Here is a 22,371-nt window from a genome sequence, read left to right as displayed (position 1 = left end):
GGTCTGATGCCCAGGCCTCCACCAGCACAAACGCACCAGTAACCGGCACCGCACTCACCCGTTCAGCGCCTCCGCGGCGCGCTCCTGCAGCTCGAGGTACCGCTTGGTGGCCTCGTCGCGGACCTCCTCCAGGCGCTCGAGCCAGGAGGCCTGGGGCGAGCCCTCGGGCACGACGATCGGCCCGTAGCGCTCGACCAGCCGCGGTCCGACCACCGACGCGGCGGTGGCGACGCCCGCCGAGCCGGCGGCCTGCGCCCACCCGACCGGTCCGAGCGGGACGCAGCCGAAGAACTGGCTGACGCCCGGGGTCTGCACCACCGCGAACAGCGCGCCCGCGGACACCACGCTCGCGCCGATGACCAGCGGGCTGCGCCCGCCGCCGGCGACGATGGTCTGCCCCAGCTGCGTGCCGACCAGCGCGGTCAGCGCGACCGTGCGGGCCCGCGCGGGGCTGCCGTACGGGGTGGCCTGGGCCTGCAGCCACGCGAGGCTCGCGCCGCCGGCCGTGGCCATGGCGCGCAGCCCGATCTCCTGGTTGAGCGCCTCGCCCAGCGACGCCTCGGGGCCCTCGGCGAGCAGCGAGGCCGCCGACCCGGGCTCGGGCGCGCGCACCGCGAGGGCCAGCGAGGGCACGAGGTCGGTGAGCAGGTTGACCAGCAGCAGCTGGCGGGCGTTGAGCGGCGAGGTGCCCGTGGTGGTGGCCCCGAGCACCGTGAAGGCGATCTCGCCGAGGTTGCCGCCGACGAGCACGCCGAGCGCCTCGCGGACCGAGGCCCACATCGCGCGGCCCTCGACGAGCGCGGCGAGGATCGTCTCGAGGCGGTCGTCGGTGATGACGAGGTCCGCGGCCGCCCGTGCGGCCGGGGTGCCGCGGCGGCCGAGCGCGATGCCCACGTCGGCCAGGCGGATCGCCGGGGCGTCGTTGGCGCCGTCGCCGGTCATGGCCACCGTGCGCCCGAGGCGCTGGAAGGCCTGCACGATCCGCACCTTGTGCGACGGGGTCCCCCGTGCGACCACCCGCACCTTGGGCAGCAGGTCGTCGAGGGCGTCGTCGTCGAGGGCGTCGAGCTCGGAGCCGGTGACGACGACGCCGCCGTTGAGGACGTCGAGCTCCTCGGCGACGGCCTCGGCGGTGCTCGGGTGGTCACCGGTGATCATGACGACCTGGACCCCGGCGTCGCGCAGGTCGCGCACCGTGGCCTGCGAGCCGGCACGCACCGGGTCGGTGAACCCGACGAACCCGGTGAACTCCAGCTCGGCGACGTCACCGTCGTCGAGGGCGACCCCGCCGTCGCCGTCGCGCTCGGCCGCGCGGGCCGCGTGCTGCTCGGCCGTGAGGACCCGCTCCGCGACCGCGAGCACGCGCATGCCCTGGCCCGCGAGCAGCTCGGTGTGCTCGACGAGGCGCTGGCGGGCCTCGTCGTCGAGCGGGTCGCCGCCCCAGCTCGTCGCGCGCGCGATGACGACCTCGGGCGCGCCCTTGACCGAGATCAGGCGGTACGGCCCGTCGTCCACGCCGGCGTCCTTCTCCGGGGTCGAGCTCCGCTTCGCTGCGTCTCCCCCCGGCGGCTCCACCTCGCCGAGCGTCGCGTGGTACCCGCGGGAGGGGTCGAAGTCGAGCGAGGCGACCGGCCACCAGCCCGGGCGCTTGTGGGCCGGGTCGACGTCGAACTGCTGGCCGCCGGAGACCACCGCGCGGTCGGTGAGGTGCGCGAGCCGCTCCCCCGGCGCCGGGCGCGGGGTCGCCCGCAGGGCGGCCGCGAGCACGCGGCGCTGGCGCTTGCGCAGCCGGTCGGTGGGCCGCAGCTTCACGCCGTCGGAGATCGCCGAGAGCGCGAGGCGCCCCTCGGTGAGCGTGCCGGTCTTGTCGAAGCACAGGACGTCGGTGCGCCCGATCGCCTCGATGGTGCGCGGATTGCGGACCAGCGCGCCCTCGGCCGACAGGCGCCGCGCCGACGCGAGCTGGGCGGCCGAGACCACGAACGGCAGGCCCTCGGGCACGCTGGCGACGGCCAGGCCGACGCCCGAGTGCAGGTTCTGCTGGAACGGCAGGCCGCGCACCGCGCCCGCGGCCACGACGGCGGCCGCCGAGCCGATCGCCAGCGGGGTGGTGATGCGGGTCAGGCCGGCGAGGCGCTCGTCGACGCCCGCGACCGGCGCGCTGGCCTTCGCCGCGGCGGTGGAGCGCCCGACCTCGGTGCTCGACCCGGTGGCCACGACGACGGCGCGCCCGCGGCCGGTGGCCACGGTGCTGCCCTCGTAGACCATCGAACGGCGGTCGGCGACGGTGCGCGCGATGACCGGGACCGGGCTCTTCGGCACCGGCAGCGACTCGCCGGTCAGCGACGACTCGTCGAGCTCGAGGGCGTCGGACTCCAGCACGCGGCAGTCGGCCGGGACGACGTCGTCGGGGCTGAGCTCGATGACGTCGCCGACGACGACCTCGTCGGCCCCCACGCCGCGCGCGGTGCCGTCGCGCACGACGCGCGCGCGGACCGCGGAGCGCTCGAGCAGCCCGGCGACGGCGCGTTCGGTGACGACCTGCTGCACGCCGCCGATGAGCGCCGAGAAGGCCGTGACGCCGACGACGATCGCCGCGTCGACGATCGCGCCGATGGCCGCGGAGAGCACCGCGCCGCCCGCGAGGACCGGGGTCAACGGGTTGTTGAGCTCGTCGAGGAACGCGCGGCCGAGCGTCGTCTGGGTCTCGGCGGCGGCCGGGTCGTCGCGGTGGCGACGGTGTGCCTCGGCGGTGGTCAGGCCCTGCTCGGTGACGTCGAGGCGCGCCAGCACCGTGCTGGTGGGCATGACGTGCCAGGGCGTGCGGCTGACGCCGGGCACCACGACCCGGCGGCCGAGCTCGGTCGCCGACCAGACACCCGCGCCCAGCGAGACCCCGGCGGCGCCGTTGACGGCGAGGCCCGCGAGCCCCGGCGCGCGGGGGGTGGTGCCCGCGGTGGCCATGACGGCGCCGAGCACCGTGCCGGCGCGCGCGAGGTTGACCGACCGGCCGGACACCCCGCGCGCGACCTTGACGCCCTCGATGAGCAGTGCGGCGGTGCCGAGGTCCTCGCCGACGAGCACGTGTGCGCCCCACGGGACGACGCCGTCGGGTCGGGAGACGCCGACGCCGAGGTCGGCGGCGGCCAGGGCGCGGCGGTCGCGGGAGACGACGAGCACCCCGGCGCCGGCGGCCTGCAGGTCACGCACCGAGGAGCGCAGCGCCTCGCCGCCGGCGACCGTGCGGTCGCCCGTGCCGGTGCCCCCGACCTCGCCCCCGATCACCAGCGTGACGCCGGCGCGGCGCGCGGCCGCCGCCAGGGCCTCGGCGGCGGAGGCGGGCTCGGGCAGCACGCCGACGACGGCCGTGAGCCGGTCGCCGCGGCGCAGGCCCAGCACGTGGGTGGCGCCGTCGGTGCGCAGGGCGTCGGCGGCCTCGACCGCCGCCGCCTCGTCGCCCCCGGGCACGTCGTCGAGGCCGGCGAGCAGCCAGTGCTCGCCCTCGTCGGTGACCCGGTGCGGTGCGGTGGGCTCGGCGGGGTCGAACAGCTCGTGGACGCGCGGGACGAGCTCCTCGAGCGGGTCGGTGGTGCCGCCCTCGCCGGGCAGCGCGAGGAGGTCGCCGAGCATCAGCACGCCGGTGGTCAGCGCCTCGGCGTCGAGCAGGACCGTGTCGATGCGGTCCATGCGCCGCAGCGACGACGGCTCGACGACGACGGCGCCGCGGCGCGCGAGCACCCGGCCGAACGTCGTCGCGAAGCCTTCGCGGCCGAGGCGCCCGGCCTTGGGCAGGGTGGAGAGCGCGACGCCGGCGGCCTTGCGCACGTCCTGGGTCGCGGCCGCGGTGGCGGCGAACCCGCCCGCGGCGGCCATGCCGACGACGTCGCCGTGACGCTCGACGGGGCCGGCCGGCAGTGCGACCGGGCGCTCCTCGAGCAGGACGTCGTCGGCCGGTGCGGCGGCGTGGTCGGGCGATTCGAGCAGGCGCGGCTCGGCGTGGCTCCACGTCGTGGTGCGCGCGCGGGCCTCGGCGACCTGCATCGCGCGGTAGGCGGCGTCCACCAGCAGGCCCGTGGTGCCCTGGCCGAGCGCCTGCGCGGCGGCGTTGGACAGGGCGAGCAGGACGTTCGCGCGGTCCTGCCCGATCGCGCGCTCGACGGCGGCGCGCAGGCGGGGCTGGTGGTCGACGAACGTCGCGGCCGAGGCGATCTCGGCGGGCAGCGGGGTGCGGCGCAGGACGCGGCCGACCGCGGCGACACCGAGGCCGGCGAGGTCGGCGGCCAGGGCGGTGAAGGCCTGCTGGGCGCCGCCCAGCGACGGCGAGCCGGTGGGGGCGACGGCGACCCCGCCCTCGCGCTCCTCGAGGATCTCGACGAGGTCGACGAGGTCGTCGACCAGCTCGTCGTCGGGCAGCCCCGCCGCGACACCGTCCGGGCCCTCGGGCAGGCCCACCACGACGGCGGCGAGGTGGGCGTTCGTCGCGGCCCACGCGACGTCCGGATGCGCGGCCAGCGCCTTCTCGACGGCCCGGGCCAGCTCCGACCCGGACTCGCGGGCCACCGCGGGCACCCCGACCTGCACCAGCCCGGCGCCGCGCCACACGCGACGCCCGCGGTGGCGGAACGGGTCGACGCGGTCGAGGACGCCGGCCGCGATGCCGAACGGGTCCATCACGCGCGCGAAGAGGCCGCGGGACGGGCGGGGGGCGGGATGGGAGGCCATGAGGGTGGCTGTCGTCCTTCCGTCGGAGCGGGGTGCGGTGATGTACCCGAACGCGCCTCACCCGCAGCACGCTCGCGGTCCCGGACGGCCCAACGCCCGGCACCGGCGAGCGACAGCCTACGGGCGGTCCAGCGCTGCTGATCGGAGCGAGCGCGTCCCGGAAGTGGCGCCTGGGTGAATGTCACGCCGATCGGGTGTCGGCCCGGTGGCCCCGGCGGAGCCACCCGGCCCGCCGGGCCCCGCGGCGAGGGCCGCGAGGGCGTGCAGCACGCGCCCGGCGGGGCGCCAGGAGGCGACGCGCAGGGCGGCGCGGCGCAGGGCGGCGACGAGCCCGTTGCCGGGCAGGAAGAAGTGCCGCGAGCGGCGGGCGGCGCTGGCGGCCGCGAGCGCCGCCGGGCGGTGCGCGGCCTCCCACGCGGCGAGGCCCGCCTCGACGTCGTCGGGGTGCTCGGCGACGTGGGTGCCCAGCGTTTCGCCGCCGACGAGCGCCAGCGCCGAGCCCTGGCCCGAGTAGAGCGTCGGGCACCACGCGGCGTCCCCGACCAGCACGACCCGCCCGCGGCGCCACGACCCGAGCCGGATCTGGGCGACGGTGTCGACGTGCGTGGTGCCGGCCTCCTCGACCCCGTCGAGGATCTCGGGCATCAGCCCCGCGAAGTCGCCGTAGACGCGGCGCAGCGCGCCCACCGGGTCGGCGGCCGCCCGCCAGGCCGCCTCGCGTCCGTCGACACCCAGCAGGTCCGCGCGGAAGGTGAAGAAGACGACGGGGGCGTGCCCGGCGACGGCCATGAGGTGCGCGGTGCGCCCCACCTCGGCGGGCACGACGTAGTCGCCCTCGCGCAGGCCGCCGGGCAGGCGCGGGAGCACCGCCGAGATGACGACGTGGTCGAACTCGTGGCGGAAGCGGCTCTCCGGGCCGAACACCATCCCGCGCACCGCCGAGCGCACGCCGTCGGCGCCGACGAGGAGGTCGAACCGCTCGCGCGACGACCCGTCCGGCCCGTCGAGGACGACGTCCACCCCGTGGCGCCGCGGCTCGACCCGGCGCGGCACGGTCGCGAAGCGCACCGCGACCTCCTCGGGCCGCGCGTCCCACAGCGCGGCCTCGAGGTCGCCGCGGACCAGCGCGAGCGCGCGCGGGTCGTCGGCGAGCGACGCCTCGACCCGCGACACCGTGCGCCCGCGGGCGTCGACACCGGTGATGATCCCGTCGGCGGGCAGGCGGGTGCGCAGCGCGTGCGACACCCCGAGCCGGTCGGCGGCGGCGAGCCCCTCCGGCGCGAGGCGCACGAAGTAGCCGCCCGTGCGGCGCTCGGGCGCCCGCTCGCACACCTGCACCGACCAGCCGGCCCGGTGCAGCGAGGTCGCGGCGGCGAGCCCGGCCACACCGGCGCCGACGACGAGGGCCCGAGGCTGCCTGTTGCGCCCGGTCCTCTCCACGATCTCCAGGGTAGGTGCCGAGGACCCCACGACCGCCCGTGAGGGACGTGGTCTCGCCCTCACACGCCCGACCGCACGGCACCCGACAGCACACCCCCCGACAGCACACGGCCCCGCCACCCGGACCGGGTGGCGGGGCCGTGCGGGGTGGTGGCGCCGGCTCAGACGCGCGCCGGGTCGACGCGGCGGAAGTGCTGGCACTCGCACTGGGCGCAGTGGTCGCCGAGGTAGTAGTGCTCGTGCGACTCGCGCGGGTGCTTGCAGGAGCAGAGGTCCACGAGCGGGACGCGCGCCAGGGAGGGCGGCATCGGGGCCCGGAGGACGGGGAGGTGGGTCCGACGGTGGTCGATGAGCTTCATGTCGAAGGAGTCCGTTGAGGTGGAGGGGTCGGCAGGGGCGGTCGAAGAGCGGTCGTGGGCACTTCGGTCCCGCACGCGCGGTGGACACGTGCGGAGGGCCTTGCTGTGGGCACGGAGCGGGCGGTGTGCTCGCCCCGGGCCGCGGCGAGCTCGCGCCGCGCCCACGCCAGTTCACGTCGGGCCCGGTCGAGCTCGTCGTGGGCCTGGTCGCGCTCGCGCGTGACCAGGGCCACCTCGTCCTGCAGGGACACGACCATCGCGGCCGCGGTGAGGGTGAGCCCCTCGTCGAACAGCTCGCGGATCCGGGAGGCGAGGGCCAGTTGCCGGCGCGTCCAGCGCCGGTGCCCGCCTGCGGAGCGCTCCGGGCGGACCATCCGACCCGCGTCCAGACTCCGGAGGAACGCCGGTCGCACGCCGAGGAACTCCGCCGCCTGACCGGTGGTCAGCGGGGTGTCCTCCTCGTCGAGGCTGTCGGCGCCCACGGCTTCCGTCGCGTCCTTGCGTTCGTGCTCTGCGCAGTCCGACCCCACCGCTGAGCAGGGCAGACGTCAAGAAGTTGTACTCGTCACTGCAATTTCTGTCAATGCTCCACGCGGGCCTGCGTGGCGCGTCACCCGGAGGGGGTGATCGGCGCGCGACCGTTGGCCGACGGGGTTGCGTCCGTCATCCGAATTCGCGAATCCGGTATGTCGATGTGCCCCGATCCGGGTAGAGGAGGTGGAAGGATGGAGATCGGAGTCCGGGGAGGGGGAGGCAGGTATGTCCGAGGACGACCCGTCCGCCGTGCCCGGCCCCCCGCTCCCCGACCGGCTCGGGCATCGCTTCGCCCTCGGCGAGCTGATCGGGCGCGGCACGTGCTCCGAGGTCTACCGGGCGCACGACCTCCTGCTCGACCGCGACGCCGCAGTCAAGATCTTCCCGGTGGAGAACGACCCGCGGATCGAGCGCGAGGTCGCGCTCATGGCCTCGCTCGACCACCCGAGCCTGGTCCCGGTCTTCGACGTCGGCCACGTCGCCGGCCGCGCCTTCGTGGTCATGTCGCTGCTCGGCGGCGGCAACCTCAGCGACCGGCTCGCGCACGGCCCGATGGGGGTCACCGAGACGCTGCTGGCCGTCGCGTCGGTCGCCGACGGCCTCGGGCACGTCCACCGGGCCGGTGTGCTCCACCGCGACGTGACGCCGCGCAACGTGTTGTTCGACGACGACGGCCGTGCCCACCTCTCGGATTTCGGCGTCGCCTTCGTCGCCGACGCCCCGCGCATCACCGACACGGGCATCGTCGTCGGCTCGGCGCCCTACCTCGCGCCGGAGCAGGTCCGCGGCGAGACCGTCGGGCCGCCCGCCGACGTCTACGCGCTGGGCCTCGTGATGATCGAGGCCCTCACCGCGCGGCCCGCCTACGACGGCAAGCCCCTGGCCGCCGCCCGTGCCCGCCTCGAGCGCCGCCCGGACATCCCGGCGGGCCTCGACATCGAGGTCGTCGCGCTGCTCGACGCGATGACGGCGGACGACCCGGCCCACCGGCCCACCGCCGAGCAGGTGTGCGTGGGCCTGCGCCGCGCCGCGCTCGCGGCGGAGACGCTGACGCCGCTGACGGCGGTCGCCCCGCTCGCGGGTCCGGGCCTCGCCAGCGCCGTCCCGGACGCCACCACCGAGACCCTGCGCCCGGGCGCCGCGGCCGGCACCGCCGGCCCGGGGGCCGCCCCGGTGGGCGTCCCCGGCGCCGCCCCGGGCTCCCTGGGCCTCCCGCCGGTCGCCGCGTCCCCCGGGACCGCCGACAGCTCCGGGACGGCCGAGACCCCCGCGGCGCCCGGGCGCACACGCCGCCCCAGGGCCGCCGACGCGGGCGGGTTCGCCGTCGCGACCTCGGTCGCCGCCGCGGTGCTGCTGGCGGGCGGTGTCGTCGTCGCCTCGGCGTGGACCGCCGACGGCGGGAGCTCCGTCGCCGCGCCGACGGCCACCGTGCCGCCGCCGACGGCGGAGATCGTCGCCGACCCCGGCGGTGGCGGCACCTTCGCCGACGGCCTGCGCGCACGGCCCGGCGACGACGCCGGGGACTCCGGGGACGCCGGGGCCCCCGCGCTCACGCGCGAGCGCTCGGAGCCGAGCGCGGCGGCCCCGGCGGAACCCGACGGCGAGACCCGGCGCGTGGCCGCGACCACCGACGGGGGCTCCACCCCTGCCACGCCGAGCGAGGAGCGCCCGTCGTCGCCGCCGTCGTCGGCCACCTCGTCGAGCACCTCGTCGACCCCGCCGTCGAGCACCTCGCCCAGCACTCCGACCACGACCTCCCCCCAGGGGCTGCCAGGTCTGCCGGGGGTGACGCTGCCGAACCTGCCGACGCGCCCGACGTCGACCACGACGCCGTCGAGCACGACCTCCTCGGGCACCACCAGCTCGACGGCCCCGACGACCACGACCTCGGCGTCCTCCACGACGTCCGCGCCGACCACCACCACCCCCGCGGACGACGAGACCACCGAGGCCACCGGGACGACCCGGACCACCGAGGCCGCGGAGTCCGCGGACTCCGCGGACGAGACCACCACCGCCCCGACGACCACCACCACGCGGCGGGCGCTCGTCGACCCGGCGATCGAGGCACTGGGCGGTCTGACCGGCGGGCGCTGACCCGCGGCGTCAGCGGTCGAAGCCCTCGACCCGCACCACGCCCGGCGTCGTGCCGTGGCGCTCCGCGTCCTGCTCGATCGCGGCCAGCGACGCCGCGGCGAGGCGGCACGGGAACCCGTAGCGGGCCCGGACGCGCTCGCTCGCCTCGGTCAGCGCGGTGCGGGCGCGCACGAGCAGGTCCGGGGTGGGGTAGCCGACGCCCTCCTCGACGTGCTCGGTGAGCACCAGCGAGGGCGAGTAGTAGCGGCGCGCGGTCCCGTCGGGCCAGCGCAGGCGGACGTGCACCTCGGGCATGGCGGTGATCGTCGCGCAGGGATGTGTCGGCGGCGTTGCCCGACGCGTCAGCGGGACGTCGCGAGCGAGCGGACGTCGAGGCGCTGCAGCACGCGGTCGGCGACCTCGGGGTCGACGCCGGGCTCGGCGCGGGCGGCGAGCACCTCCCGGCGCGCGGCGGCCAGGGCCAGCGACGTCAGCCGGGTCCACTGCTCACGGCGCCGGCGCAGGGCCGCAAGGCGCCGGTCGTGGTCGGCGCGGTCGCCGGCGTCGTCGCCCGGGGCGCCGCCGGCACCGGGCCCGCCCTCGCCCGCGCCGAGGCGGGCGAAGCGGGCGCGCAGCTCGCCCAGCACCTCCTCCCCGACGGTGTCGTCGAGGCCGAGGGCGTCGCGGTCGAGGGAGGCGAGCTCGGTCAGCGCCGCCTTCCGGGCCCGGGCCGCGAGGCGCTGCTCGGCCTGCCGTCCCACCTCCTCGCCCTCGCGGACCCCGAGCGCACGCAGCAGCAGCGGCAGCGTCAGCCCGGGCACCACGAGCGTCGCGACGAGCACCCCGGCGGCGATGATCACGAGCTCGGTCCGGAACGGGAACGGGGCGCCGTCGGCGGTGACCCGCGGCAGCGCCAGGGCGAGCGCGAGCGTCGCGAGCCCCCGCATGCCCGACCACGTCAGCACCGCGGCCTCGGCGGCCGTGCGCGGTGCGGCGCCCGCGGGGGAACCGCGGCGGCGCACGGTCACGAGCACACCGAGCATCCACACCGCGCGCACGGCGATGACGACGACGGCGACGAGCGCGGCGTCGGCGACCATGGCGCCCAGCTGGTCGCCGGCGTCCTGGACGACCGCGCGCAGCTCGAGCCCGATGAGCGCGAACGCCGCCGCCGTCACCAGCATCTCGACGACGTTCCAGAACGCGCCGCCGATGAGGCGCTGCTCGACGTCGTCGGCGTCGGCGCGCTGACGGGTCTGCAGCGCGGCGACGACGACGGCGATCACGCCCGAGGCCTCGACGGCGTCGGCCGCCAGGTACACCGCGAACGGCAGGACGAGGGTCAGGGCGCTCGGGGCGACGGCGTCGGTGAGGCGGCCGGCGAGCTGCCCCGCGAGCCAGGCGGCACCAAGGCCGACGGCGACCGCGCCGACGGCCGCCCACACCAGCTCCAGCGCGGTCGTGACCCCGGGCTGCTCCCCCGCGACCGCCGCCGCGACCGCCGCCTGGAACACGACGAGCGCCGTCGCGTCGTTGAACAGCCCCTCGCTCTGCAGCACGCTGACCAGCCGCCGCGGCATCCCCACCGGACCGGCGACCGCCTCGACGGCCACGGGGTCGGGCGGGGCGACCGCCGCCCCGACGGCCACCGCGGCGGCGAGGGCGATGCCGGGGACGAGCCAGACGACGGTCGCGCCGACCACCGCGATCGTCGCCGCCACCAGCAGCACGGCGAGGAACAGCACCGCCCGCCACCGCAGGCGGAACACCGTCCACGACGCGCGCTGCGCCGTCGCGAACAGCAGCGGCGGCAGGAACAGCGGCAGGATCAGCTCGGGGTCGAGCTCGGGGGCGTCGATCCCCGGGACGAACGCCGCGGCCGCCCCGACGAGCACGAGGAGCACCGGCCAGGGCAGGCGCAGCCGGTCCCCCACGCCGACCAGGACCACCCCGACGAACAGGGCCGCGACCACCAGCGCCAGCACCGTCACGCGCGGACCCTACGGCCCGGGCCCCGGGTGCCCGCCGGGGCCGCGGTGGCGGCAAGCTGTGCGCCGTGGCGGGATTCCGGGACGTGGTCGGGCGGGCGCTGCAGGCCGGGCTGGACCTGCTGACCAGGCAGGTCGACGGGCAGGGCAGGCAGCAGGGTGAGCGGCGCGGGCCGCAGGGACCGCGGCCGCCGGCTCCCGCCCCGGCGCCGGGCGTGCGCGCCGCGCCGGCGCGGGACCTCGCGCGCTCGATCTCCTACCAGCCCGACCTCGACGGGGCCGCCGACCCGGGCGAGGTCGTGTGGACCTGGGTGCCCTACGAGGAGGACGCCTCGCAGGGCAAGGACCGCCCGGTGCTGGTCGTCGCGCGCGCCGGGCAGGGCGAGCTGCTCGGCCTCATGCTCTCCAGCCAGGAGCACCGCCGCGACGACGCCCACTGGCTCCCGGTCGGCTCCGGCGCCTGGGACCGCGAGGGCCGCGACTCGTTCGTCCGTCTCGACCGCGTCCTCGAGATCCCCGAGCACGGCATCCGCCGCGAGGGCGCGGTCATGCCCGCCGACCGGTACGAGCGGGTCGCGGCCGAGCTGCGCGACGGCTACGGCTGGAACTGACACCAGATCGATCCGGCGCGGGCCACCACCCGTTCGCGGGAACGGCTACCCTCCGGTGCACGACCCGGGTACCGCCGGGTCGTCGCGGGAGGGGGCTGCCGGTGATCGTCCTGGAGCCCGTGCGCCGACCGGTGCACGCCCCGACCCACCCGTCGGGCGGATCGGCGCCCCCGGCCGACCGCGTCGTCCCGGCCCTCGCGGTCCCGAGGGTGTAGGGAGTGCCCGTGCCGATCGAGCCCGCGTCCGCCTCCCCCACGTCCTCCCACTCGTTCGCGGGCGCCGAGCACGCCGAGGAGGTGCTCGACGAGCCCGCCGCGTCGACCGGTCCGGTGGTCCTGGGCGCCGGCGTCACCGACCGCGGGCACCGTCGCCGCCGCAACGAGGACTCCTTCGCGCTCTGCCGCGCGGCGACGGCCGAGGGCACGCCGGCCGTCGTCGCGGTGGTCTGCGACGGCGTCGCGTCGGTGCCCGGCGGGGACACCGCGTCGCGCACCGCCTGCGACGTCGCCGTCGCGGCCGGGCACGAGGCGCTCGCCGACGGGCAGGACCTCGACGACGCCGCCGCCAGCGCCGCCGAGGCCGCGCGCAAGGCCGTCGCCGCGCTCGCGCCCGGCAGCGGCCAGGCGCCGGCCTGCACCTACGTCGCGGCCGTGCTCGACGCCGGGCGGGCCGTCGTGAGCTGGGCCGGCGACAGCCGCGCCTACTGGCTCTGCCCCGGCTCGCCCGACGAGTCGACGGTGCTCACCGAGGACGACTCGTGGGCCGCGGAGATGGTGGCCGCGGGCATGGTCGGTGCCGACGACGCGCTCTCCGACCCCCGGGCCCACGTCATCACCCGCTGGCTGGCCGCCGACGCGCCCGACGTCGTCGCCCGGCACCGCAGCTGGGAGCTCGACGAGCACGGGGTCCTGCTGCTGTGCAGCGACGGGGTGTGGAACCACCTGCCCGACGCCGCGGTGCTCGCGGGCCTGCTCGACGGGACGCCCACCGACCGCGAGACCGTCCACGCCGCGGCGCGCGCGCTCGTCGTCGCCGCGCTCGACGAGGGCGGGCACGACAACGCCACCGCGGTGGTGCTCGCGCTCGCGCCCGCCGGCTGAGCTACAGCGGGGTGCGCGCCGCCAGGTGCGCCGGGGTCATGGCCAGTTCGATCATCACGTCGCCGCTGTCGAGGTACGGGCGGTCGGGGATCTGCTCCAGCTTCGTGCGCGTGCGGGCGTCGACGCCGTAGTCGTCGGCCGCGACGAGGATCTGCCAGCGGCGCAGCGGGTACGGCTGGTCGTCGAGGACCGCGCGGAGACCGGGCACCCCTCCACCGGTACCGGCGCGCCGACCGGGCGACAACGTGAGAGGTCCGACAGGGGTGATCTCAGCCCACGGCGACGGGCCGTGTCCCGTGCAGCAGCGCCCCGGTCAGCCGCGCCCGCGGGTCGGCGGCGACGTCGAGGGGGTCGGGCTCGACGTCGGCGCGGACGAGCAGGTCACCGAGGGCGGCGACCATCGCGCCGTTGTCGGTGCACAGCCGGATCGGCGGGACGCGCAGCGTGATCCCGGCGGCGGCGCAGCGCTCCTCGACCAGCCCGCGCACCCGCGAGTTGGCCGCGACCCCGCCCACCATGAGCAGGGTGTCCGCGCCCTGGTCCGCGCAGGCGGCGACGGCCTTGCGGGCGAGGGTGTCGGCGACGGCCTCCTGGAACGAGGCCGCGATGTCGGGCACCGGCAGCGGGCCGTCCTGCCGCTCCACCCACCGCGCGACCGCCGTCTTGAGCCCCGAGAACGAGAACGTCCACGGCGGGTCGGACGGGCCGGTGAGCGGGCGCGGGAAGGCGATCGCGTGCGGGTCGCCCTCGCGCGCGGCGCGGTCGATCGCCGGGCCACCGGGGTAGGGCAGGCCGATCAGCCGCGCGACCTTGTCGAACGCCTCGCCGGCCGCGTCGTCGACGGTGTCGCCGAGGTGCACCACCTCGTCGCGCGCCAGGTCGCCGACGCTCAGCAGCGAGGTGTGGCCGCCCGAGACGATCAGCGCGACGCACCGCGGGGGCAGCGGGCCGTGGTCGAGGACGTCGACCGCGGCGTGGCCCGCGAGGTGGTGCACGGCGTAGAGCGGGACGCCCGCGGCCAGCGCGTACGCCTTGCCCGCGGCCAGCCCGACCTGCAGGGCCGGGCTCAGCCCCGGACCCGCGGTGACGGCGACGGCGGTGACGTCGGCGAGGTCGACCTCCGCGCGCCGCAGCGCCGTGCGCACCATCGGCGCCATCGCCTCGAGGTGGGCCCGCGCCGCGACCTCGGGCACCACGCCGCCGAAGCGCGCGTGCTCGTCCATGCTCGAGGCCAGCGCGTCCCCCAGCAGCCGGCCCTCCGACACGAGACCGACGCCGGTCTCGTCGCAGGACGTCTCGATGCCGAGGACCAGGGGCGTGCTCACGCGGCCATTCTGCCCGCGCCCGGCTCAGCCCCCCGCCGGCACCAGGCGGCGGCGCGTGCGCTCGGGCTCCGCGCGGTACCAGGCGAGCGTCGCGGCGACGCCGGAGTCCCAGTCGGTCGCGCGGGTGGCGAAGGCCGCGCGGAACGCGGAGTCGTCGACGAGGAACGGCTGCTCGAACTGGTAGAGCAGCTCCGCGCCCTCCCGGACCACCGGTGACACGAGCCGCAGGCCGGCGACCATCGCCGGGGTGATGCGCCCGATGCGCGGCGGGTGGCCGGCGGCGGCGTAGACCTTCTCCACGAACAGGCGCCCGGTGATCGGCGGCGGCACGGGCGTGTGCCAGACGCGGCCGGTCGCGCTCGCCGGGGCCAGGGCGAGCTCGACGAGCGCCGCGCCGACGTCGGGGGCGTAGCCCGCGGTGACCGGCAGGTCGGGGTCGCCGGGCCAGCGGGCGGTGCGCCCGTGCGCGGCGGCGGCGAAGATCCCGCCGGCGAGCAGCGACTCCACGCCCGGGCCCCACAGCTCCGGCGCCCGGCCGATGACCGTCTCGACCTCCCCGCGCGCGTGGGCGGCGAGCACCATCTCGGCGAGCCACGCCCGCAGCACGCCCTTCCCCGAGACCGGCGCGACCGTCGTGTCCTCGCGCATCGGGCCGTCGACCCGCCCGTACATCCACGTGTCGTCGGCGAAGACGAGCCGCGCGCCCGCCGCGCCGGCGGCCGCGAGCAGCGCCCGCGTGGCGGCCGGGAAGACGGCGCGCCAGGAGGCGAAGGGCGGGTTACGCAGTGGTGGACCGCGGCGGCGTCCCGGCAGACGTCGCGCATGGCCGCGGGGTCGGCGGCGTCGGCGGAGACCGCCTCGGCGCCCTCGACCGGTGTCCCCGACCGGCTCACGGCGCGGATCGGGAGCCCGCGGCGGGCGAGCTCCGCGCAGACGGCGCGGCCGATGCCGCCGGTGGCGCCGACGACGACGTGGGTGGTGTTCACGGGACCATCTCCTCCGGTGCCGGCGGGGTGCCGAGCAGGCGGTCGAGGGCCGACGCCGAGGCGGCGGCGGGCAGGGCGGCGGTGAGGGCGTTGCGAACGGTCACCGCGAGCGGCGAGCGCCAGGCGGCGACGGTGCCGGCGGTGCGCGAGCGGCGGGCGACGGCCTCGGCGGCCGGCCGGCGCCGGGCCTCGTAGGCGGCGAGCGAGGCGGGGTCGGTGGTGGCGACCTGCGCGAGCGCCACGGCGTCGAGGAACGCCTGCGCCGCGCCCTGCCCGAGGTTCGGCGTCATCGCGTGCGCGGCGTCGCCGAGCAGCGCGACCCGACCGTGGTGCCAGGCGCGCGGCGGGGTGAGGTCGGCGAGCGGGTGCACGAGCACCGGACCGACGGCGGCGTCGAGCACCGCGGGGATCGGGTCGTGCCACCCGGCGAAGCGGGCGCGCAGCCAGGGCAGGGGGTCGTCGCCGGCGGGCACCTCGGTGCTGGGCGCGACCGCGTAGGCGTAGGTGCGCCCGCCCGGCAGCGGGCCGAGGCCGACGTAGTCGCCGCGACCCCAGGTCTCCCCGCCGGCGTCGAGCGCGTGGTCGGCGACCAGGCGGAACGCCGTCTGTCCGGTGTCGCGGACGGTGGCCTCGGGACACAATCCGCCACGGACGGCGCTGCGCAGCCCGTCGGCCGCGACGACGAGCTCGGCCGCGTGGCGCCCGCCCGCGTCGTCGCACACGACGGCCGGGGTCGCCGCGTCGCCGGGCTCGACGCGGGTGACGCCCGCACCCGCGCGCACCGGCGGGGCGGCGGCGAGCAGCAGGGCGAACAGGTCGGGACGCGGGAGGACGACCACGCCGTCGCCCTGCCGGCGCCGGAGGTCCGCCGCGTCGACGTGGGCGAGCCACCGGCCGGACGCGGTGCGGATGCCGCCACCGATCTCGACCGTGCCCGCGTCCCGGGCCGCGTCGCCGACCCCGAGGGCGTCGAGCGCGCGCAGGGCGTTGGGCCACAGCGCGATGCCCGCGCCGGCCGACGCCGGCGGGTCACGGCGCTCGAGCACCGTGACCTCCCAGCCCGCGCGCCGCAGCGCGATCGCGCTCGCCAGCCCACCCAGCCCCGCCCCCACGACGACCGCGCGTCCCATGACCCGCCTCCTCTACGTCTGTAGTAGCCGGTACTCTACGGCTGTAGAGGATCGGGCGGGAAGGGGCCATCCGTGGACCGTCGGGACGTGCTCGCCGACGCGGCGATCACCGTGCTCGCCCGCGCGGGCAGCCGCGGGCTGACCCACCGCGCCGTCGACGCGGCCGCCGGGCTCGCCGAGGGCACGAGCTCGTACTACTTCCGCACCCGCTCGGCGCTGCTGCAGGCCTGTGTCGAGCGGATGGCGGCGCGGACGCTCGCGGAGATGCCCGCGGGCACCGGCGCGCCCGCCACCGTCGACGACCTCGTCGCGGTGTGCATCGCGACCGTCGGCCGGTGGCTCGCCCACGACCACGAGCGGCTGCTCGCCCGCTGGGAGCTCGCCCTCGAGTCGACCCGGCGCCCGGAGCTCGAGGCGGCCCTGCGCGCCGCCGGAGCCCGGGTGCGGGAGCGGGTCGCGGCCACGCTGGACGGGCTCGGGATCGCCGACCCCGCCCGCCGGGCCGACGACCTCGTCGCGTGCCTCGACGGCCTCGCCTTCGACCAGCTCGCCGGGGCCGGCCGCCCGCCCCGGGACGCGGCCGGCCTGCGGGCGTCGATCACCGACGTCGTCCACGGCTTCACCGCCCCGCGGGCCTGACCCGCTGCCGCGGGAGGAGCGCCAGCACCGCCACCGCCAGCACGATCTCGACCGCGAACGCCGCCTGCTGCAGCACCGCGTCGATCAGCGGGAAGTGCGCGAGGTGGAAGGTGTGGAACACGGCGTGCGGCACGGCGAACACCAGGAACGCCACGACCGCGGCGGTCACCAGGCGCCGCTCGGGCCACCACGCCGCGAACGCCAGGACGACGCCGAGCGCGAGCGTGCCGGCGCCGTGGTCGCGCACGAGGTGCTCGTTGTACGGCGGGAGCAGGGCCACCCAGGGCGTGCCGCCGAAGGGGAAGGCCTCGTAGAACGCCAGGGGCAGGACCAGCGCCCAGAGCCCGACCACGAACTGGGACGCGGCGAGCACGCCGAGCAGCGCCCTCACGACCGCACCCCCGCCGCCAGGTACTGCTCGAAGGTGACGACGCCGTCGGCGTGCTCCGGCGCGAGGTGCAGGCCGTCGCGGAAGCCGCGGGCGATCGCGCCGGGCAGGCGCAGCGGCAGCACCGGACGTCGCGTGCCGGTCGCCCGCGCCCAGGTCCGCGCGAGGTCGTCCATCGCCCGGACCTCCGGCCCGCCCAGGTCCGGCGCGCGTCCCGAGGGCGCGCCGGTGACGAGGTCAGCGAGGCGCGCGGCGACGTCGCCGACGGCGACCGGCTGGAACGACGTCCCGGCCAGCACGGGCAGGACGCCGACGCGGGCGGTGGCCCGGAAGAGCATGGCGAGCAGGTCGTGGAACTGTGTCGCGCGCAGGATCGTCCAGGGCAGCCCGGAGCCCTCGACGAGCTGCTCGCTGCGCACCTTCTCGCGGTAGTACGGCAGCGGGATGCGGTCGGCGCCGACGATCGAGATGTGCACGAGGTGCTCCGCCCCGGCCCGCCGCGCGGCGTCGACGAGCCGCGCGGTCGCCGTCGCGTCGCCCGTCGGACGGCTGGCGAGGTGGACCACCGTGCCGACCCCCGCCAGCGCCGCGTCGAGCCCCTCGCCGGTCGCGAGGTCGCCGACCACCCGGCCCGGCCCCTCCCGGCGGCTCAGCACCCGCGGCCCGTCGAGCAGCGGCACGAGCGCGCGACCCAGCGTCCCCGTCCCCCCGGTCACCAGCACGGTCATGACGTCCTCCCGGTCTCCGGGCGCCCGGTCGCCGCCCGCTCAGGAAGGTCGACCGGACAGCCCCGCCGAACGTGACAGCTGCGCGGCGAGGAAGGCGAGCTTCTCGGGGTTGCGGAGGATGCGGACCGTCGCGACCTGCTCGCCGGCCGGCTCGATCGTCATGACCCCGTCCAGCACGCCGTCGACGAACGCGAGCGCCGCCGGCGCGCCGTTGATCTCCGCCGCCGCGCCGGTCCGGCGCGGGCGTCGCGCCCCGAGGATGCCGACGAGGAAGCGGGCGACGGCGTCGCGGCCGCGCACCGGGCGCCGCGCGGCGCTGACCTTCCCCCCGCCGTCGGACCACACGGTGACGTCCGCGGCCAGCAGCGCCTCGAGCCCGGCGACGTCGCCCTCCCGCGCGGCGGCGACGAACCGCGCCAGCAGCGGGCCGACGTCGGCGGGGTCGGTGGGCGGGGTGGTCGGGACCTGTGTCGGTACCGCTGCGAGGTGGCGCCGGGCCCGCGTGTGCAGCTGGCGCGAGCCCGCCTCGGTGACGTCGAGGACGGCGGCGACCTCGGCGTGGCTGTGCCCGAACGCCTCGCGCAGCACGTAGACCGCGCGCTCGGGCGGGGTCAGGCGCTCCAGCGTCGTGAGCAGGGCGAGCGACACCGACTCGCGCTCCTCGACCGTCGCGGCCGGGCCGGTGGCCGGGTCGGTGGTGAGGATCGGCTCGGGCAGCCAGGGGCCGACGTAGGTCTCGCGGCGCGCGCGGGCGGAGTCGAGGCGGTTGAGGCAGAGCCGGGTGACGACGGTGGTGAGCCAGGCCGCGGGGTTGTCGACCTCCTGCTCGTGGCCCGCCCAGCGCAGCCAGGCGTCCTGCACCACGTCCTCGGCGTCGTGCGCGGACCCCAGCAGCCGGTAGGCCAGGCCGAACAGGCGGGGACGCTGCGCGGTGAAGGCGTCCGTCGTCACGCCCGCCATCCTGGCAAGCGCCGGAAAGGCTTGCCTTCGAGTGCACTCGAAGTCCTACGGTCGACGACGTGAGCGTGACGACCGACCGGCTGCGGGATCTCATCCACACCACGCAGGGCGAGCTGCCCCCGCTGACGGCGGAGCTGGTGCGGGACCTCGAGGTCCCCGACCGGATGGCCATCGCCGAGGTGGCCGCGCTGACCGGGGTCAGCGCCCACACGCTGCGCTACTACGAGCGGATCGGCCTGGTCGACGTCCCCCGCGACGCGGCCGGCCGGCGGGTCTACGACCGCGACGCCGTGGGCCGGGTCGTGTTCATCACCCGGCTGCGCGACTCCGACATGCCGATCGCGGCCATCGCGCGCTACGTCGAGCTCGTCAAGCAGGGGCCGGAGACCGAGCCCGAGCGCCTGGCGCTGCTCGAGGCCCACCGCGAGGACATCCTGCACCGCCTGCGTGACCTCCAGGGCGCCCTCGCCGTCGTCGACTACAAGATCACGACCTACGGCGGGGCCTGCGGGACCTGAGCCGTCACTTCTCATAGCAGCGCCATAGAATCCACGGATGGCGCGTCAGAAGGACCCGGCGGTGCGCACGCAGCTGCTGGAGCGCGCCGCGCGCATGCTCCGGGAGCGCGAGCCGATCACGTTGCGGTCGCTCGTCGCCGGGACCGGGGTGTCGACGATGGCCGTCTACACCTACTTCGGCGGGATGGACGGGGTGTGGCGGGCCCTGCGCCAGGAGGGCTTCACGCGGCTCGCGGCCCGTCTCGACGCCCTCGACGTGCCGGCCGACCCCGTCGAGGACCTCGTGGCGGGGACGGCCGCCTACGCCGCCAACGCCCTCGAGCACCCCGACCTCTACCGGGTCATGTTCGACGCGACCGTCGAGCTCGAGGACGTCGCGGCCGCCGAGGCGACCCTCGGGTACCTCGAGCGGGCCGCGCGACGGTGTCGTGACGAGGGCCGGATCGCGCCGGACGCCGATCCCGACCGGCTCGCCACCGAGGTCTGGACGGTGTGCCACGGGATCGTGTCGCTGGTCGTCAGCCGCGTCGCCTCCCGACGCACCCTCGCGTCGGGCGTTCCGCTGCTCACCGCGGTGATCGTCGCCGCCGGGGACGACCCCGCGGCCTGTCGGCGCTCGGTCGAGGCCGGCTGGGCGGCCCTGCGCCCGCCCCGGGACGGCCCTCAGGACGGCCCGCAGGACGGCCCGCAGGACAGCCCTCAGGACAGCCCTCAGGACAGCACGGCGACGGCGTCGACCTCGACGAGGTAGCCCGGCGCCGCCAGCGCGGTGACCCCGATCCAGGTGCTCGGCTGCTGGAGCTCCACACCCAGCGCCTCGGCCGCCCGGTCGCGCCCGGCGACGAGCTGCTCGGCCTTCGACGCGTCGAGGTCGACGACGTAGACGGTGACCTTGGCCAGGTCGGCGAGCGTCGCCCCGACCGCCTCGAGCGCGCCGGCGACGTTGAGGAACGCCTGCTCGGCCTGGGCGGCGAGGTCGTCGCGGCCCACCAGGTCGCCCTCGGTGTCCCACGACACCTGCCCGGCCAGGTAGACGGTGCGCGAGCCCCGCGTGTCGGCGACCTGGTGGTGGACGTCGACCCGGTGGACCTTCTCGGGGTGCACGAGCTGCACGGTCATGGCCCTGCTCCTCTCTCGACGGACACCGACAACATAGCAGAGCAATGCCATGTCACGGACCGTCAGAACCGGAGCCTCAGTAGGCGATGCCGAAGACCCACACGAGCAGGGTCATCGCGGTCAGGGTGATGAGCACGATCGCGACCAGGTTGAGCCAGATGCCGCCGCGGATCATCTGGCCGATCGTCACGTAGCCGGAGCCGTAGGCGATCGCGTTCGGCGGCGTGGCGACCGGGAGCATGAACGCGCAGGTGGCCGCCAGCGCCACGGGTGCCGTCAGCAGGAGCACGGGGGTGCCGACGCCCACCGCGACGCCGCCGACGAGCGGCAGGAACGTCGCCGCCGTCGCGGTGTTGCTCGTGAGCTCGGTCAGCAACAGCACCCCGGCCACGAGCAGCAGCACGAACAGCACCGTCGGGACGAAGCCGAGCGCCGCGGCCTGCTCGCCGATCCACCGCGAGAGGCCGCTGGAGTCGAACTGCTCCGAGAGCGCGAGCCCGCCGCCGAACAGCAGCAGCACGCCCCAGGGCAGCCCGAGCGCGCTGTCCCAGTCGAGCAGCCGCACGCCGCGGGCGGCGCCGGCCGGCGCGAGGAACAGCAGCACGCCGACGGTCATCGCGATGCCCGCGTCGCTGATCGGCGGCTCCTCCCAGATCAGCGGGATCGTGACCCAGCTCAGTGCGGCCAGCACGAACGCGGCGAGGACCCGCTTCTCCCCGCTCGACGGGGGGCCCAGCTTCCGGAGCTCACCGTCGATGAGCGCCCGCCCGCCGGGGATCCGGTCGATCTCGGGCCGGAACAGCACGCGCGTGAGCACGAACCACGCGATGGCCAGGAACACGGCGGCCAGCGGCAGGCCCACGAGCATCCACTGTCCGAACCCGATCTGGATACCCTGGGTCTCCAGGTAGCCGACGAGCAGCGTGTTCGGCGGGGTGCCGATGATCGTGGCCAGCGAACCGATCGAGGCCGCATAGGCGATCCCGAGCATCAGCGCGGTCCCGAACGTCGACTGCACCACGGTGCGGCGGGCGGTCTCGTCGTCGGCGCCCGTGTCCGCCTCGCCCGCCGTGCCCCCGGCGCCGGAGGTGGCCGGGTCGAGGACGAGCAGCAGCACCGACACCCCGATCGGCAGCATCATCACCGCGGTCGCGGTGTTGGAGACCCACATGCTCAGGAAGCCGGTGGCCACCATGAACCCGGCGATGAGCCGCGTGGGGTTGGTGCCCATCGCCCGGATCGTCACCAGGGCGATGCGGCGGTGCAGGTTCCAGCGCTGCATGGCCAGGGCCAGCAGGAAGCCGCCCATGAACAGGAAGATGATGTCGTCGCCGTAGGAGGCGCCGACGTCGCTGACCGAGGGCTCACCGAGGACCGGGAAGACCACCAGCGGCAGCAGCGCGGTGGCCGGGATCGGGATGGCCTCGGTCATCCACCAGATGCCCATGAGCACCGCGACGGCGGCGGTGAGCCGCGCCTCGGGCGCGAGGCCCCCGGGCAGCACGAGGTAGACCAGCCCGGCCGCCACCAGGCCCGCGACCAGCCCGATCCGATGGCGACGGACCGTGCGCGGCGGCTCCGGCTCGGTCTGCAGCCCGGGCGAGCGATGGCGCTCGTCGACGTCCGCCCCGCTGTCGTCCCCGGCCTCGTGGCGCGCGGTCCGGTCGCCCATCGGTTCCCCCGTCGGTCCGTCCTGCGTGGACCGTCACGTTAGGACCGGTTCCTCACCTCTTCGGGCGACGGACCTT

At 77.0% G+C, this 22,371-nt stretch carries 21 protein-coding genes and 1 pseudogene; 6 read left to right on the top strand and 16 right to left on the bottom strand.

Annotated features, from left to right (window positions below; genetic code table 11):
* Positions 1-54: 54 nt before the first annotated feature.
* From PGB27_RS18180 to PGB27_RS18165, 4 genes are all read right to left on the bottom strand, one after another.
* A complete protein-coding gene (locus tag PGB27_RS18180) occupies positions 55-4,722 on the bottom strand; it encodes a cation-translocating P-type ATPase (protein ID WP_274201792.1) in 4,668 nt (1,555 codons plus the stop codon).
* Between the two features lie 117 nt (positions 4,723-4,839).
* Positions 4,840-6,162 (bottom strand): FAD-dependent monooxygenase, encoded by a 1,323-nt coding sequence (locus PGB27_RS18175; RefSeq protein WP_274201791.1) that lies wholly within the window; start codon positions 6,160-6,162, stop codon positions 4,840-4,842.
* 161 nt (positions 6,163-6,323) lie between these two features.
* Positions 6,324-6,521, bottom strand: coding sequence for a hypothetical protein (locus PGB27_RS18170; RefSeq protein WP_274201790.1), 198 nt, complete (start codon positions 6,519-6,521; stop codon positions 6,324-6,326).
* The gene (locus tag PGB27_RS18165; RefSeq protein ID WP_274201789.1) at positions 6,518-7,003 is read right to left on the bottom strand and encodes a helix-turn-helix domain-containing protein; all 486 of its coding nucleotides are present in this window, start codon (positions 7,001-7,003) and stop codon (positions 6,518-6,520) included. The genes PGB27_RS18170 and PGB27_RS18165 overlap by 4 nt, the downstream gene beginning before the upstream one ends.
* A gap of 277 nt (positions 7,004-7,280) precedes the next feature.
* On the opposite strand from PGB27_RS18165, the gene PGB27_RS18160 reads away from it, so the two are divergent.
* Positions 7,281-9,152 (top strand): serine/threonine-protein kinase, encoded by a 1,872-nt coding sequence (locus PGB27_RS18160; protein ID WP_274201788.1) that lies wholly within the window; start codon positions 7,281-7,283, stop codon positions 9,150-9,152.
* Positions 9,153-9,161: 9 nt separating this feature from the next.
* On the opposite strand, the gene PGB27_RS18155 is transcribed toward PGB27_RS18160, so the two are convergent.
* Together PGB27_RS18155 and PGB27_RS18150 are read right to left on the bottom strand one after the other, a co-directional pair.
* A complete protein-coding gene (locus PGB27_RS18155; protein WP_274201787.1) occupies positions 9,162-9,446 on the bottom strand; it encodes an MSMEG_0570 family nitrogen starvation response protein in 285 nt (94 codons plus the stop codon).
* 47 nt (positions 9,447-9,493) lie between these two features.
* The gene (locus tag PGB27_RS18150; RefSeq protein ID WP_274201786.1) at positions 9,494-11,122 is read right to left on the bottom strand and encodes a cation:proton antiporter domain-containing protein; all 1,629 of its coding nucleotides are present in this window, start codon (positions 11,120-11,122) and stop codon (positions 9,494-9,496) included.
* A gap of 65 nt (positions 11,123-11,187) precedes the next feature.
* On the opposite strand from PGB27_RS18150, the gene PGB27_RS18145 reads away from it, so the two are divergent.
* A complete protein-coding gene (locus PGB27_RS18145) occupies positions 11,188-11,730 on the top strand; it encodes a type II toxin-antitoxin system PemK/MazF family toxin (RefSeq protein WP_274201785.1) in 543 nt (180 codons plus the stop codon).
* 224 nt (positions 11,731-11,954) lie between these two features.
* Positions 11,955-12,830 (top strand): PP2C family protein-serine/threonine phosphatase, encoded by an 876-nt coding sequence (locus PGB27_RS18140; protein ID WP_274201784.1) that lies wholly within the window; start codon positions 11,955-11,957, stop codon positions 12,828-12,830.
* A 1-nt stretch (position 12,831) separates the two neighbouring features.
* Here the strand turns inward: PGB27_RS18140 and PGB27_RS18135 are convergent, their stop codons facing one another.
* From PGB27_RS18135 to PGB27_RS18120, 5 genes and pseudogenes are all read right to left on the bottom strand, one after another.
* On the bottom strand, positions 12,832-13,038 hold the full coding sequence (locus tag PGB27_RS18135) for a hypothetical protein (RefSeq protein WP_274201783.1): 207 nt from the start codon (positions 13,036-13,038) through the stop codon (positions 12,832-12,834).
* Positions 13,039-13,099: 61 nt separating this feature from the next.
* The gene (gene tsaD / locus PGB27_RS18130) at positions 13,100-14,155 is read right to left on the bottom strand and encodes a tRNA (adenosine(37)-N6)-threonylcarbamoyltransferase complex transferase subunit TsaD (RefSeq protein WP_274201782.1); all 1,056 of its coding nucleotides are present in this window, start codon (positions 14,153-14,155) and stop codon (positions 13,100-13,102) included.
* Positions 14,156-14,179: 24 nt separating this feature from the next.
* Positions 14,180-14,884 carry an NAD-dependent epimerase/dehydratase family protein gene (locus PGB27_RS18125; protein WP_332843826.1) on the bottom strand — a complete coding sequence of 235 codons (705 nt, stop codon included), beginning with the start codon at positions 14,882-14,884 and terminating at the stop codon, positions 14,180-14,182.
* Between the two features lie 59 nt (positions 14,885-14,943).
* A pseudogene (locus PGB27_RS29460) lies at positions 14,944-15,141 on the bottom strand (NAD(P)H-binding protein); the annotation flags it as partial.
* Positions 15,138-16,271 carry an FAD-dependent monooxygenase gene (locus PGB27_RS18120; RefSeq protein ID WP_274201780.1) on the bottom strand — a complete coding sequence of 378 codons (1,134 nt, stop codon included), beginning with the start codon at positions 16,269-16,271 and terminating at the stop codon, positions 15,138-15,140. The gene PGB27_RS18120 and the pseudogene PGB27_RS29460, both read right to left, overlap by 4 nt.
* A gap of 72 nt (positions 16,272-16,343) precedes the next feature.
* On the opposite strand from PGB27_RS18120, the gene PGB27_RS18115 reads away from it, so the two are divergent.
* A complete protein-coding gene (locus tag PGB27_RS18115) occupies positions 16,344-16,910 on the top strand; it encodes a TetR/AcrR family transcriptional regulator (protein ID WP_274201779.1) in 567 nt (188 codons plus the stop codon).
* Here the strand turns inward: PGB27_RS18115 and PGB27_RS18110 are convergent.
* The 3 genes from PGB27_RS18110 to PGB27_RS18100 are packed head-to-tail and all read right to left on the bottom strand — an operon-like array spanning position 16,891 to position 18,977.
* Positions 16,891-17,301 carry a hypothetical protein gene (locus PGB27_RS18110; protein ID WP_274201778.1) on the bottom strand — a complete coding sequence of 137 codons (411 nt, stop codon included), beginning with the start codon at positions 17,299-17,301 and terminating at the stop codon, positions 16,891-16,893. The two genes, PGB27_RS18115 and PGB27_RS18110, sit on opposite strands and share 20 nt — an antisense overlap.
* Positions 17,298-18,026, bottom strand: coding sequence for an SDR family oxidoreductase (locus PGB27_RS18105; RefSeq protein WP_274201777.1), 729 nt, complete (start codon positions 18,024-18,026; stop codon positions 17,298-17,300). The genes PGB27_RS18110 and PGB27_RS18105 overlap by 4 nt, the downstream gene beginning before the upstream one ends.
* 39 nt (positions 18,027-18,065) lie before the next feature.
* Positions 18,066-18,977: an RNA polymerase sigma-70 factor gene (locus tag PGB27_RS18100; RefSeq protein WP_274201776.1), complete on the bottom strand. Its 912-nt coding sequence runs from the start codon at positions 18,975-18,977 to the stop codon at positions 18,066-18,068.
* 68 nt (positions 18,978-19,045) lie between these two features.
* On the opposite strand from PGB27_RS18100, the gene PGB27_RS18095 reads away from it, so the two are divergent.
* Complete coding sequence (locus tag PGB27_RS18095; protein WP_274201775.1) at positions 19,046-19,504, top strand: MerR family transcriptional regulator; 459 nt, start codon at positions 19,046-19,048, stop codon at positions 19,502-19,504.
* Positions 19,505-19,541: 37 nt separating this feature from the next.
* Complete coding sequence (locus tag PGB27_RS18090; RefSeq protein WP_274201774.1) at positions 19,542-20,255, top strand: TetR/AcrR family transcriptional regulator; 714 nt, start codon at positions 19,542-19,544, stop codon at positions 20,253-20,255.
* Here the strand turns inward: PGB27_RS18090 and PGB27_RS18085 are convergent.
* The gene (locus PGB27_RS18085) at positions 20,216-20,623 is read right to left on the bottom strand and encodes a RidA family protein (protein ID WP_274201773.1); all 408 of its coding nucleotides are present in this window, start codon (positions 20,621-20,623) and stop codon (positions 20,216-20,218) included. The two genes, PGB27_RS18090 and PGB27_RS18085, sit on opposite strands and share 40 nt — an antisense overlap.
* A 76-nt stretch (positions 20,624-20,699) precedes the next feature.
* Positions 20,700-22,295, bottom strand: a complete 1,596-nt coding sequence (locus PGB27_RS18080; RefSeq protein WP_274201772.1) for an SLC13 family permease — start codon at positions 22,293-22,295, stop codon at positions 20,700-20,702.
* Positions 22,296-22,371 lie beyond the last annotated feature (76 nt).

Origin of the sequence: Actinomycetospora lemnae (assembly GCF_028737315.1) — a bacterium.
Classification (GTDB): Bacteria; Actinomycetota; Actinomycetes; order Mycobacteriales; family Pseudonocardiaceae; genus Actinomycetospora; species Actinomycetospora lemnae.
Note: the sequence above shows the minus strand (reverse complement) of the source record. Positions and strands in the feature narration are given on the sequence as shown.

What these genes read in the sequence shown, in the direction of transcription:
- PGB27_RS18180 (WP_274201792.1), bottom strand. Translation starts at nt 4,722, where the DNA reads ATGGCCTCCCATCCCGCCCCCCGCCCGTCCCGCGGCCTCTTCGCGCGC.
- PGB27_RS18170 (WP_274201790.1), bottom strand. Translation starts at nt 6,521, where the DNA reads ATGAAGCTCATCGACCACCGTCGGACCCACCTCCCCGTCCTCCGGGCC.
- PGB27_RS18160 (WP_274201788.1), top strand. Translation starts at nt 7,281, where the DNA reads ATGTCCGAGGACGACCCGTCCGCCGTGCCCGGCCCCCCGCTCCCCGAC.
- PGB27_RS18155 (WP_274201787.1), bottom strand. Translation starts at nt 9,446, where the DNA reads ATGCCCGAGGTGCACGTCCGCCTGCGCTGGCCCGACGGGACCGCGCGC.
- PGB27_RS18120 (WP_274201780.1), bottom strand. Translation starts at nt 16,271, where the DNA reads ATGGGACGCGCGGTCGTCGTGGGGGCGGGGCTGGGTGGGCTGGCGAGC.
- PGB27_RS18105 (WP_274201777.1), bottom strand. Translation starts at nt 18,026, where the DNA reads ATGACCGTGCTGGTGACCGGGGGGACGGGGACGCTGGGTCGCGCGCTC.
- PGB27_RS18090 (WP_274201774.1), top strand. Translation starts at nt 19,542, where the DNA reads ATGGCGCGTCAGAAGGACCCGGCGGTGCGCACGCAGCTGCTGGAGCGC.
- PGB27_RS18085 (WP_274201773.1), bottom strand. Translation starts at nt 20,623, where the DNA reads ATGACCGTGCAGCTCGTGCACCCCGAGAAGGTCCACCGGGTCGACGTC.
- PGB27_RS18080 (WP_274201772.1), bottom strand. Translation starts at nt 22,295, where the DNA reads ATGGGCGACCGGACCGCGCGCCACGAGGCCGGGGACGACAGCGGGGCG.